The following is an 11,996-nucleotide window of genomic DNA, read 5'->3' as shown; positions in this document are numbered from 1 at the left end:
AGTTCCTGTCTGGGTCTCCGCAGTGCGTAGCCTGAACGAAGCCCCTCAGAGGACGGATCGAAACTATGTCCTGGAGATTGCCTCCTCGACGATCCTCGGCGGCGGCGACTTGGACGTCATCAACGAAGTTGACGGTGCGCTTAGAGCCCGGGGCGATGGCGGTGGCGTTTTCACAGTTGCCGGGACCATCTTTCCGCAAGGACCATATCTGCGTTTTGGCCGTCCCGACTTCTACAAACGTTACCTTGAGCCCATGAAGTCAGGGAAGAAGCAGGGGACCTGGGGGACGTACGCGATGCGCATGATGGATCGCGCCCACCCCAAATCCGGAAAGACCAGTAATCCTCTGGAAACGATCGTTAGCAAGCTCCGGACAACCAAGGACGACCGCAAAATTCTGTCCGCCTACGAGCTCGGCGTTCACGATGTGAACGACCTACTTGACGGCGAAGTAGGTTGCGAGCTTCCCATCTACGAGCCGGCGATAGACGGAGGGCGCGCGACCAACATCCCCTGTCTCAGCCACTTGAGCTTTAAGCTCGCCCCTTCGAAGGGCGCGGTCGATCTGACCGCAGTCTATCGATCGCACCACTACGCGAAAAGAGCCCTTGGCAACTTGGTCGGACTGAGTCAGCTATTGCACTTTGTCAGCAAAGAGTCCGGCTACGACCCCGGGGTCTTGACCTGTGTGAGTACGCTGGCTCACTTGGATGTGAGCTCGTTCGGAGGTGCCGATGCTGCAGCCGCGCTGATAAAACGGTTGCCTTAGAGCCCTGGGGGTCAAAGCAGAGTCGCTTGACAGGCCCGGTCCAAGGCGTTGGCTGGCAGTCCATAGAAGCGACGCATGCCTTCTCGAAATTCCCGGACTCCTCCATAGCTAGGATGGCGTATGGTGATCACCTTGACGCCAAAACGCTGCGCATACGACGCAGCGTCCTGCCCGATCGCAACGATGTGCCGAATGTTCAACCAAGAGATCAGAACGCTATTCAACTCTTCAACTTGGGAGAGCTCGCGGGCTGTGAATCGACGGTTGGTGAAGGGGATGTCCGGCTCGTGTGGGTGAAGCGGGAATACGTTCCACAAGAGCGGGGGCGTTTCGATTGCTCTGATTGCGGACCAAATCTCTGCTGCTGTACGTTCTGCAAGGGCGGGGCCTTTCGTAGCCTGGTGCGAATGCGAGCCGGGATAGCGCCTGGCCAGCTCCGGAAGATGGAACTCATCGGTGAGGGCGAGGCCGGTTCGGCGACCGCCTCGATAACCCAAGTCCCTACCCATCCAGATCGTGTTCACGCCAATCTCTGACACCGCTGCTAGGTAGGTGCGTAGATTCCTTCTCCTGCACTCAGCCGCATCCATACGATCGTGCACAGGGCAAACGTCCGCATACGGATTGAAAACGTTGTCTAGGCTAAGGGCGGAGAGTGCTTTAACGAAGGCGTTTGGGGTCATTGCGTTGCTTGGGGATCAATAGGTCGAAACGAAAGTTCGTGGTTAGCCATGTCAACTTTGACCACTCCGCCACGGTGCATTGTGAGTAGGCGAAACACCTCAAATCCCTTCAGGATTGCTAGCTCCCACTGCCACAGCTTGCATCGGGCCACCTCGTAGCCATCGACCATGCTCTGGATCTGCTTCAGAAGCCCGTAATCGAGTTTGCCGACCTTCACGCCATTGTAGAGCTCAAACTGTTTGGCGTGATTGAAGATCCAGGTGGCAATGCCTTCCTCGATGATCATGGCGCGCGCGCCGTCTTCGTTCTCATCAATCTTCCTGTCCGACTTTCGCTTGCGCTTAAGCAGCCCCCTCACAACGGGCGACCATCCAAGATAGGCAATGTAGGCGAGATGAAAAACATCATGAAAGCGGTAATCGTCCGCCTCGTTGCTGTTATCGGTGAGGCGATCCCCGATAAATACGCCGTTGAGCATCTGGACCACATATCCATCACGTTCGACAAACTCGATCTCAAACACCCTGGGGAACTGCTCATGGGCACCGAACTTGGTGTCTGGGTCGAAGTAGGCTGGATAGATCCTCTCGTCACCCGGCCATCGGCTAGAAATCTTGGAGAGGTTGTCGCGCGCAACGCTCTCGACGCGCAGGTCGAAGCATCCACAGGTGAGGACCCATTCTGCAAACAGGGTGCCAAAGTGTTCCCGCTGGGCTGGGGGGCTCAGCGCTTGAAGTTGAGTCAACGACGTGTCGGCCAAGCTCCCGGCGCTACTAGCAAGTTTGCCGAGCTGCCTGACTCTGTCCAGATCCCATCCTTCTTTGTGGGTATCAAGAAGTCCGTCAATCTGCCTGAAGCTTACGGGTTCAGACACGGGGCGATCGTTGTCTCCGAACCGTTTGCGCAGTCGACGGATGCAGTGTTCGCCAAGCTCATTAGGCGAGATGCCAAGAAAGGCCGCCGTGCTGAACAGGTACCAGAGTGCGTCGCCAAGCTCTTCGGCGGCCAGCGCGCTCTCCGGATCTGTCAACTGATCGCGTACAGACTTCTTTACCGAGGCGAGCAGTCCTCCCGTCTCCCCAAAGTACCCGAACCGCAGGTTGTTGAACTCGTCGGGCGTGTTCTCGAAGCGATTAGTTCTTCGAGCCTTAAGAGCATACTCTGGCAACGAGAGTGGCGGAGGCTGGGGTAGCGCGCGTGTCATCTAGCAGTCCTTCGCTGAAAGGGTTCATCAGGATAGTAACGCTTGCGTTCTCCCCAGAAGTATATCGGCTCGCACGCGCCTACAGCAGGCGATAAGTGTGGCTCGGTCAGCATCAACCGCACCCATAAGCAAGGCGCGACTGCGGACCGTCATCGTCACATCGTAGTGGGGATAGCGCCCCTTATTCTGAAACCATCGGCGCTGTAGCCCGAGTCGTGCCGCAAAGTCGTGAAGTTCTTCGATGGAGTCGGCCACTAGGTGGCACCATTCCTTGCCCCGCCAGCGAATGCCCTCTGAATCTACGTAGACGGCCATATGGGCTCGCAAATGTGCAAATAATATGCAAAACTTTAGCACATATGGCCGAGCGATTCCATACACGAGAGGATGCCCTGCAGCTAGGGGGGCGCATGCGCGAAGCCCGGCATAGGGCTGGGATGACGCTTTTTTATGTGTCAGAGCAGACCGGCGTCGATCCTGGGCAGATCTCCAAAATGGAGCGCGGGAAAATGGTCACGCTATCCAAAAATGTTCAAAAAATTTGCATCTTTCTAAGATTGCCAGCTTTTCCGGGGCCGTCACCCAAGACTGAGCTTGGCGCGAGGGTTGATGCGTTGATAGCAGGAGTTCCGGGCAGCGAAGCCGGGGTTGCCAAACTGATCGGCGCAATCGAGGAGCTGGTCCGAAGCACGACCTAGCTCGGCACCTGCGCACCTTAGGCTGAGTGACGCGGTCTAGTCCTCAAGCTTCGTCGCACCAGTATGCTACCCATACGCATACGCGCCGCACGGCGACTCAGGGAGGGGAACATGGAAGGCGTTGAGAATCGCATCGAGGAACTGATCCGGCGAACAAGGATCACCACCAGGTCGAGGTATCGAGCAAGCGAACGACTTGAGCGACACCACAAGTTCTCGCAGTGGACCGTCTCGCTGATTTCTGCAGCGCTGGTATTTGTGCCCATGATGCAAGCATTTAATATCCAGCTTGGCGTAGATGCAATTTATCTTAATGCAACACAAGCCGTGCTTGCAGTACTCGTTCTGGTCTACTCCCTGCTTCTTGGTCAAGAAAACTTCATTTCGCGATCAGAGGCAATGCATAGAAATGGGGTAGAGCTAGGGCGGTTTGCTCGAAAGCTCGCGGGCATCAGCGGCTCTGTCAAGGATCAGTACTACATCGCACTTACCGAGGAGTACTACGATATCTTGGAGAAGTACGGAAACCACAAGCCCATTGACTACTTGCTCACGCAGCTGACGGAGAAGCCGAGCACCGGGTCTGAATGGCTAACCTATGTGGTGCGGTGGCTCAAGGCTCGGGTCGTCACCATGCTCATCTTCTCTCACTATTTCGTAGCGATGACCTTTGTTGGGTACGTTTTCTTTAAGCTCTTCCTAGCCATCAGAATGGTAGAATAGATAGGTAAATAAAGGCCTGAAATGCCGCCGAAGCCTATCACTGAGCTACAAGAGCGCGCATTCAAGACTGACACATTTGCTCTTCATAGCCTGAGTCTGCAAAGTTGCGAAGCGATGGTCCACAGGGTAGTTAGATTGGGTGCCATATGCCGCATGCCGCCCCAAAACCATTAAGCATATTGCAGTTCCAATTTTCTCCAAACTGACTCTTCCAAGGGACCTCAGCACAGCGCTTGCTGGCCAGACAAGCAACTTGCGATCGGCCACTTGATCCGCCCAGTGTTGCTGCGCTGTCCACGAATCTCCCCCAGCCCAGGCGACCGCATCGCAATGATTACCTTTGATCCCCCAGCGCTTGAAGCCAGTTTGCGTGACGCGATCACTCGATTAGGTAGCGCCTTCGGAATCGATTGGGAAGGAAGTGAACTGGATCCCAGTCTTGATCTGGATCTACGCGAGGACGCTGTTCTTTCTTTAGACACAATGGTCAGGCTGGATTTCCCCAGTTCAGAAGAGTCAGCTAACTTGCCGGTAGAAGAGTTGGTGGCCCTTGCGCTTGAGGTTACGGATCCGGCGACAACCTGCGACGGTCTCATCTATCACTCGAGTCTTCGAACAGTAGTCAGAGTGAAGTCACAGGACCTTCGATCTGAGGGATTCGTTGAAAAGATCAGCTCATTGGAATCCAGTGCCGGCAGGACCATCGCCGAGGTAGCCGGGCGTCCCGCATCAATTGCTCTGTTGTCGCTGTCGACACACTTCGGTGCAGCGGTTGTGGTAATGGATCACTACTACGACAAATACAATCCACCGCTGGGCTGGGATGAGGTTTTTGTCGAAGTACACCATCCGCAAGGGGCAACGAAAGAAGATGCCAATGCTCTAGTACAAGCCTATCTTTTTGAGCTGCACGTCACCCTAGGCTTGGAATTCTCGGAGGCTCCCCGCCCAGTCGATTTTGACATCGAGTACCCCGAAGACGAGGAGATCGGGGACTTGGTCCAAAGGGCAGCCAGCATGAGGCCACTACTTACCGGGCCAGGCCTCTTAGAAGTACTTTCAGAGTTCAATAGCGCAAACGGCCTGCATGTCGACGACGCCGCGCTACTCGTCTACGCAAAGTGCATTGAGTACGTGTCTGCCACGGTAGTCAGGGAGAAGCAGTACGAGGACCTTCGTAAGCGTCTATTGTCCAGAGATGCGCTCAGCCCCAATGCAGAGTTCATGGATGGGCTACTCGTTCTCTTCGAGGAGAATCGAATCTTCACCCGCGACGCAGAGGCGCTGCGTTTGTCGATTGAGCGCTGCTGTGATCCGCTTCCTATGAAGCCACATGCACCACGGATTCTTCGAAGCTTCTCCAAGATCGAACCAGGCAGTTCTGCGGAGCAGCGCAGACAGGCGCTCGTGGACCTGGCTGCTGTGCTCTCTGCGTCTAGGAATCAGCTCGCTCACGCCAAGGCCAACTATCGTACCACTGGGAAGGAGTGCCCACCTGAGCAGCTTTCGGGCTTGGTCTCATGCGCACGAATTGCTGCCGAGCAGTGCATCCGTTGGTACGCTTCACGCTCAGATGAGCTACGCCGAACCTGACAAGGCAGCGCTCAGTCTTTCCGCATGGAGATCGTCACCGATGATCCCAGGAGCGCCAGGAATCACCTCGATACGATTTGGACTTCAGCGCCTCCCGCGAAGCGAATAGGACGCCACCGCCGTAGCACCGCAGCCGTTACGTAGCTAGTCGACCAGGATTCGCTCGTTCAGCAGACTCTTGGTGACCGTCGCCAAGAAGCGCTGGAGTGCACGCCAGGAGCGTAGTTATCAAATAGAAGCGCCTCCCCGATGCTAAAATTTACAAATCAGGCGTCTTGGCTGATTCATGCCAAGAGAGGTAGGAAATCTACGCAAACCAGCGCTGCGTACGCAGGACGGAAACTCTTGTCACCGGGAAGTCGCAATGGTCGACGTGGTTCCCTACCGCCAACGACTGTAGGTTGCCGAGTAGCTATGCACTAAAGCCCAAAACCACTTCGCGAGAAGGTTGCGCCTCTGCCGGATTAGAAATCGGCAAGAGATGGCTACGGTTGCGTCGTGGGGGCTACTAGGCGCCTCTCCTGGCTCTAGGACGCTCGGCTGCGTAACCGTTTAGCCTTGAGCATGGCCATTGGGCTAACGGTCGGCACAGGGACGAGAAAAGTCAGCTGTTGCTCCAAGCCCAATGCTTTAAGGGTTGAGATCAGCGTGTGGACAGTTGATCCTTGCCCGCTCTCCAGTTGCACCAATGCCCTGCGAGAGATCCCTGCTTTGTCGGCCAACGCTGCTTGCGACACGTTGGCTAGGAGGCGGCGCGCCCTGATCCGCTTTCCTAGGGCCTCGGCAATTTCCTCAGGGGACTGGATTGGCATGTGACTCATTTGCGCGCAAATGTGCTCATTAGTGGTGTCTTCTCCCGTTGTGCGCGGAAAAGCGCGCAACTCTGGCACTTCCATAACTCATCGTAATGACGCGAAATCTCCCGCAGAATAGAAGCCTGGACAGACAGATCCTACATACCTGCAGGTGTCATGCGCACAACTGGCACCAGACTACGCTCAATTGCTGGTAAATATCATTGCCGCGGTCGGACCAACGAAGATGTTCGGCGTTGCCGTTCTGGAGCAACTGATCGTCGTCAGTCGGCTGCAGCTACGTTGCGCGAACCGCTCGGAACTGTGCCACGGTCGCGGGCGGAACTTAGCAATCTCGACGACTGGATGAGAATAACAACGATGCCCGCAAACTTGTGGCTCCTGCGGTACACCTGTTGGCTGTGCGCGCCACTCTCGCGCCGGGAGACGCACTCCCGTGCGTACCAGTAGGCTCACACGATAGACAGCGATGAGTCAGGAGAGCAAGGTTGGGCGCTCGCACCAACGATAGAGGCAGCATATGAAGCCGACGATCTTGGCACTTGACCTAGAGGGAACGCTCATCTCAAACGCAATCAGCCAGATTCCCAGGCCCGGACTCTACCGGTTCCTTGAAGAAATCCAGGCGCTGTTTGATCAGCTGACGATGTTTACAACAGTTCCCGAAGATCGCTTTCGCAGCATCGCCACGCTGTTGGCTCACGAAGGCAGTGCCCCGGCCTGGTTCGTGGAGCTGCCCTACATCAGTTGGTCGGGAAAGACGAAAGACCTACGTCTCGCCTCGCCAAATCTGGGCGAGGCACTACTACTCGATGATCACGGCCCCTATGTCCATCCCGGGCAGGAGCACCTTTGGGTCCAGGCCCCATTGTTCGGTTCTCCCTATTCATCAGACGATGATGGCCTCAACCTGGTACTCCACCGTTTACTTGATCGCACCCGTAATGCGGACGCTGACTTGCGCCCCCTAGCCCGGAGCGGAGACGCGTAGCCATGCGTGATCCATCTTTGGTTCAGCTCAAGCTCGCATGACTCGCTTCGCGCCTCCACGAGAAATCCTGGATGCCGCCGCAGCACGGCGCGAAGGTCTCGCCTCACAGTAGTTCAGTGCAGCACAGGTCAATGCCGGGCTGGACTTGAAGCTCGGCAGAGGCTGCCACAGTGCAAGCGAGTTGCGACGTCAGGGGAAGCTGCTGGGGGTGTATGTCACGCACCCCACCGGCAGCTACCGCTACCCGATCTGGCAGTTTCGCCCAGATGGCCAGCCCGTTGAGCGATTAGTCGAGATCCTAGCAGTGTTGCGGGACTTTGGTCCTTTCCAGCGTGAGCCGGATGGTCTGCGTCGCAGTACCGGCTGGGGCGAGGCCGAGTAGTTCTTGTCGCCGCACGCGTTGCTTTGGGGCGCGGCACCGGCCGCGATGCTGAGTGTAGACCCTGCCCGCGTGTTGCATGCAGTGCAGTGCGAGTTCGAAGAGCATGTCTGATAGGGGCCTTACCGAGATGACTCAACACTAGCGTCTACCCGACATCCATCAATTGAAATTGAGTCTGGCAGTCCGGAACCAATTGAGAGCGAATACCCGGAAGCCTACAGTCTGTCGGCTTGCAGGCCTCCAGCAATCTATGGCTATGCTCACCTGGTGACGATGCAGCAGTCGCCAACCGGCGAGACACAGGCTCAGCCAAGTTCCTGCAACGCGCACATCGAGGACAATCATAGGGCGAGTGTCGAAGTTACCCCTTAGTTGAATCCAGGTCCATTGCAAGAACAGCCGCTCTTATTCACCCCCGTGATCTCATACGACAGAGACTGATAGGTCCAGGTCTGCATCAACCCGGGCTACCTCATCGACTTGTTACGCGGTTCAAGGTGAATGGCCTCACCCGTCTAGGTGATGGCGTCCTGCCCGTCCAAGTAAGATCGCACCTCCCGAAGTTCGCTCAAGCCTCCGCGGCAAAGAAACTCCAGCACGGTGTTCCCAGCAAACATGGGCCCCATGTTTGGTCGCCTTATCCAGCCATCCGCCTGAACGGGGTCAGGCAGAAGGATATGAAGAGCTTTGTAGATGCCAAGGAGATAGCTAATCCGTATCAATACGTCGTCATCGATATGCTCGTGAGCCCCTCGCGCCCATGCCTCGTAAGAAGCATCAGGTGGACCTCCAAGCAGCGCTCTCTGCTGAAGTTCCGACAGTTCCCAGCTCGCAGCGAGGTTGAAGAAGGCTCTTAACGCAGCGCCTGAAAGCTCGTCGCGACTGAGCGGATCTTTAGGGATGCTCATCATGTGCTCATCTTCCAATCGACCTCCCTTAGGGGAACATCTTGGCATGCCACAACCCCACGCACACAGGTGCACCGTCATCTCTTTCAACAGCGGGCAGCATGCCGATCCTATCGCAATCCACGAACTGCATTTGGTGCTGAATCTTCTGACATGGTAACCGCTGTAGCGGCATGCATATCAGATTATCTGATACGTAATCAGACAATTTATGCGCCACAAATAAGAGAATGTTCTCTCTGTTTGCAATATGAAGGAGAGTGAGTGATGCTCGCCTACATGGTGCCCTTGTCGATGCAAACGCTCGCACTTCGCGCAACGAATCCTGACCAGCTCGCCGAGCAGGTGGCGGAGGAGTACGGGCTTTATGTCCGGCTCTCAGAAGTCTGGATGCTGCTTGGCTACAACAGCGTCAGCGCTGCCAGGCGCGCGGCATATGACAACCGACTGGGAATAGCAACCTCAACCATTCCCGGCAGGAAGGGGCGCATGATCCGATCCAGGGATCTCGCCCAATGGTTGTTCAATGCATCACGCGGCGCGGATCCCGTAACCAATCGGCAGGCCACTCAATGATCCCGATCTTCCACATGGAGGCCTCCAGATGAGCTAAGGCACCCTCTGGGGCAGAAAAGACAAACCCCGGCTGGCAGGCCGGGGTCTGTTTGAGGCGCAGCGATGAGTACCGCTATGCCGAATCTACCCCCTTACCCCGATAAGAATCAACCCCTAGGCATTCCGGGAGGGACGCGGCTGCCCGCTTCCCCGTAGATAGGCAGGGATCCATGAATCAAGAAGAACTGGCCCAGCGTCTGCGGGAGCAGGAGGGCCTAACTGTCGAACAGCGACAGCACATCCTTGAGATGGCTAGCTCGAGTCCAGCGCGGAAGCCAGGAAAGGGCGCGCTGAACAACGTTGTGACCCACTTCAATTCAGTGAAATGTGGCCAGCTGATCACGCTGGAGAGTCATACCGTTGAACATCTGTTCGCGCTGACTCTGGAGCTGGATCCGGATGTGCTTGGCTATTTCTCGCAGGTCGCCTGTAAGGGAGTGAGACTTGGCAATCATGTAAGGAGCGGCACCTTGGATTTTCTGGTCGTCCGCACCCGTCGCATTGAGCTGGTCGAATGCAAGGCCGGCTCCGCTCGTGACAGCTTGCTTACGGCAAAGTCCGGTGAATGGGTCGATGTCGATGGAAATCTTAAGAACCTTGCCTATGATCCTTGGGCAAGGCAGCGCGGCATGGAGCACGTCCTGTGGCTCAGTCCCTCCCGCGTCGACACGCCACTCCGGAACCTGCAGGTCATCTATAACGAGGTGCGCATGGTACCCGCCAACGAGGCTCAAGCCTTGGGCAGGCGCATCCATGCGCATCTCGCCGACGGCCCCAAGAGCCTCGATTGGATGATCGAGACTATCGAGGGATTCAACGTGAGCCAAGCGGCGCTTCTGCTTGGAACACGCTGGGCCTTCGGTCCAGTTGAGCATGTTCCGCTCACAGACACGAGCAACTTCTTTTTGACCTTGAGTCAGGCTCAGGCTATTGAGATTGGAGGCAACTTCTTTGAGGTTGCTAGGCAATCTCGCAATCAACTGAACTCGGCGTTCGCAACGGCGACGCTAGTCGACGCCACCAACGCCGAAAAGCGGCTCGCATTGATTCAATCCGCGCATGCGAAGGGTACAGCCGTCCCCAAACACCTGCGTGAGATAGCGCGGAAGGTGGCCGAGGCGCGAAGCAGAGGTGACAACGAACTCGAGCAGTGCCTCACCAGGTTTCATGCAAGCGGCAACCGAATGAGCCGGCTTACCCCCGTTCAGGAGAAGAGGACGGCTGAGACAATTCGCGCATACGCCGCAGGCAAGTATTCACAGAAGAAGGACGCGTACGCTGCGCTCAAGGAGGCCTGTGAATCTGACGGCGAGTCGCCACAGAGCCGCCAGGCCTTCGAACGCAAGCTCGCTGATCCGCGCCTGGAGCTGCGTAAGATCCTTGCAACGCAGGGAATGCGCGGCTACCAAAGGCAACGGACGCGCTCGGACGCGCGCGATCGGTCGGGTACAGCCTTAGCCAAACATGCAGTCCTTCACGTGGACAGTACCAAAGTTGACGTCAGGGTGGTGCGTGACGATGGAATGGGTGAAAGCGCAGAGTGCCCCCTGATTTATCTAGGAACAGATGAGGCGACTGATTTGCCGATGGCGCATTCAGTTGTCTTCGGGCCAGCGCGGCGCGATGGTTTGGCCATCCTGATACGGAACTACGTCCGCAGACATGGACGACTGTTCAACAGCATCTTTGTCGATCGCGGAACGGAGAATCAGTCACACTTCCTCAAAGCTCTGGCTTTGCGATATCAATTCTCAATCCATATCTGCCCAACAGCAGGTTCGAGGTTCAACTCGAACGTAGAACGATACTTTGCAAGGTTCAATTCCCAGGTCAGCCATGAGCTTGACGGTAGCACCGATCCCGACAAGGCGGGCCGGGGCGTGGATGGGAAGTTCAAGAGTTACAGCACTGCAAAGCACCGCTTTGAAACCGTTCATACGGTGGCCAAGGAAACGCTCTATGAGCACTTCCCAGCCGTTCCTGTACAAGGCTTCGCAAGTCCAGCGGAACGTGCAGCCCACGCAGATCTTCTCTTTCCTAGTGCCGGCCTGTACGCAGTGGTTGACGAAGAGTTCCTCTTCAGAACCGCGATCCCGCACAGCAACAACAAGTATGTACATGGACGGGGGTTTGAGGTGAATGGTCGGTACTTTCACTCCAACGAACTGAGGGAGCTCGACGCGTCATTCGATGTTGTCCAGCTACGAACTGACCCGGAAGACCCGAGCTTCATCTGGGTTAGAACTAATCGCGGACTATTCAAGGCGTTCTGCAACTTGATCGGTCCTCTAGCTAACACCCCCCTGATTGAGCGGTCGTTCAGGGGTATGTATGACCAGCTCTACGCGCCATCGCTCCGCGAAGCGAGGCAGATTGCGAGGCACGCTCAGGCCATTCGTACGGCGGCCGCAAATGCAAATCCCGTCACTACCGCTCTTCCCGTACTGACTGAGGCGGACTTCAGTAGCCTCCCTTCGCAATCAAATGACGCTCTTGACGAGATTGCTCTGCGCGAAATCAAGAAGCGAGCCATGGATGACTTTGACGACATTGAGTCGCCGTAACTTGTGCAATTGGGGGCAAGCCCGCGCCAGTCATTCAAATTCACAGGAAC

12 protein-coding genes are annotated in these 11,996 nt (G+C 56.3%); 7 read left to right on the top strand and 5 right to left on the bottom strand.

From position 1 onward, the window contains the following. Window positions 1-22 precede the first annotated feature (22 nt). Window positions 23-769: a thymidylate synthase family protein gene (locus AC5P7F_RS12690; protein ID WP_228355004.1), complete on the top strand. Its 747-nt coding sequence runs from the start codon at window positions 23-25 to the stop codon at window positions 767-769. Window positions 770-780: 11 nt separating this feature from the next. On the opposite strand, the gene AC5P7F_RS12685 is transcribed toward AC5P7F_RS12690, so the two are convergent. The 3 genes from AC5P7F_RS12685 to AC5P7F_RS12675 all read right to left on the bottom strand — a co-directional run bounded on the left by AC5P7F_RS12685 (window position 781) and on the right by AC5P7F_RS12675 (window position 2,972). Then, entirely contained in the window at window positions 781-1,293 is a 513-nt protein-coding gene (locus tag AC5P7F_RS12685) for a uracil-DNA glycosylase (RefSeq protein WP_216655222.1), read from the bottom strand. Between the two features lie 155 nt (window positions 1,294-1,448). Next, window positions 1,449-2,657, bottom strand: a complete 1,209-nt coding sequence (locus AC5P7F_RS12680; RefSeq protein ID WP_228355003.1) for a nucleoside triphosphate pyrophosphohydrolase family protein — start codon at window positions 2,655-2,657, stop codon at window positions 1,449-1,451. Window positions 2,658-2,684: 27 nt separating this feature from the next. Further along, window positions 2,685-2,972 (bottom strand): DUF4031 domain-containing protein, encoded by a 288-nt coding sequence (locus AC5P7F_RS12675; protein ID WP_228355002.1) that lies wholly within the window; start codon window positions 2,970-2,972, stop codon window positions 2,685-2,687. Window positions 2,973-3,016: 44 nt separating this feature from the next. Here AC5P7F_RS12675 and AC5P7F_RS12670 point away from each other — a divergent pair, with 44 nt between their 5' ends. The 3 genes from AC5P7F_RS12670 (at window position 3,017) to AC5P7F_RS12660 (ending at window position 5,671) form a co-directional block, all read left to right on the top strand. Continuing rightward, the gene (locus AC5P7F_RS12670; RefSeq protein WP_478456246.1) at window positions 3,017-3,355 is read left to right on the top strand and encodes a helix-turn-helix domain-containing protein; all 339 of its coding nucleotides are present in this window, start codon (window positions 3,017-3,019) and stop codon (window positions 3,353-3,355) included. A gap of 111 nt (window positions 3,356-3,466) precedes the next feature. Further along, entirely contained in the window at window positions 3,467-4,078 is a 612-nt protein-coding gene (locus tag AC5P7F_RS12665) for an SLATT domain-containing protein (protein WP_228355000.1), read from the top strand. 330 nt (window positions 4,079-4,408) lie between these two features. Next, entirely contained in the window at window positions 4,409-5,671 is a 1,263-nt protein-coding gene (locus tag AC5P7F_RS12660; RefSeq protein WP_228354999.1) for a hypothetical protein, read from the top strand. Window positions 5,672-6,198: 527 nt separating this feature from the next. Here the strand turns inward: AC5P7F_RS12660 and AC5P7F_RS12655 are convergent. Continuing rightward, window positions 6,199-6,483, bottom strand: a complete 285-nt coding sequence (locus AC5P7F_RS12655) for a helix-turn-helix domain-containing protein (protein ID WP_171956730.1) — start codon at window positions 6,481-6,483, stop codon at window positions 6,199-6,201. Between the two features lie 523 nt (window positions 6,484-7,006). Here AC5P7F_RS12655 and AC5P7F_RS12650 point away from each other — a divergent pair. Next, window positions 7,007-7,477: an NIF family HAD-type phosphatase gene (locus AC5P7F_RS12650; protein WP_171956731.1), complete on the top strand. Its 471-nt coding sequence runs from the start codon at window positions 7,007-7,009 to the stop codon at window positions 7,475-7,477. A gap of 897 nt (window positions 7,478-8,374) precedes the next feature. On the opposite strand, the gene AC5P7F_RS12645 is transcribed toward AC5P7F_RS12650, so the two are convergent. Next, entirely contained in the window at window positions 8,375-8,770 is a 396-nt protein-coding gene (locus tag AC5P7F_RS12645; protein WP_481462445.1) for an antitoxin Xre-like helix-turn-helix domain-containing protein, read from the bottom strand. A gap of 264 nt (window positions 8,771-9,034) precedes the next feature. Between AC5P7F_RS12645 and AC5P7F_RS12640 the strand changes: the two genes are divergently transcribed. Beyond that, window positions 9,035-9,343 carry a hypothetical protein gene (locus AC5P7F_RS12640; protein ID WP_171956733.1) on the top strand — a complete coding sequence of 103 codons (309 nt, stop codon included), beginning with the start codon at window positions 9,035-9,037 and terminating at the stop codon, window positions 9,341-9,343. A 209-nt stretch (window positions 9,344-9,552) separates the two neighbouring features. After that, window positions 9,553-11,946: a TnsB C-terminal domain-containing protein gene (locus AC5P7F_RS12635; protein WP_481462444.1), complete on the top strand. Its 2,394-nt coding sequence runs from the start codon at window positions 9,553-9,555 to the stop codon at window positions 11,944-11,946. Window positions 11,947-11,996 lie beyond the last annotated feature (50 nt).

The sequence above is a fragment of the Stenotrophomonas sp. YJH_SMC_105-26 genome, from assembly GCF_059368915.1.
This window is presented reverse-complemented; position numbering and strand designations above follow the sequence as displayed.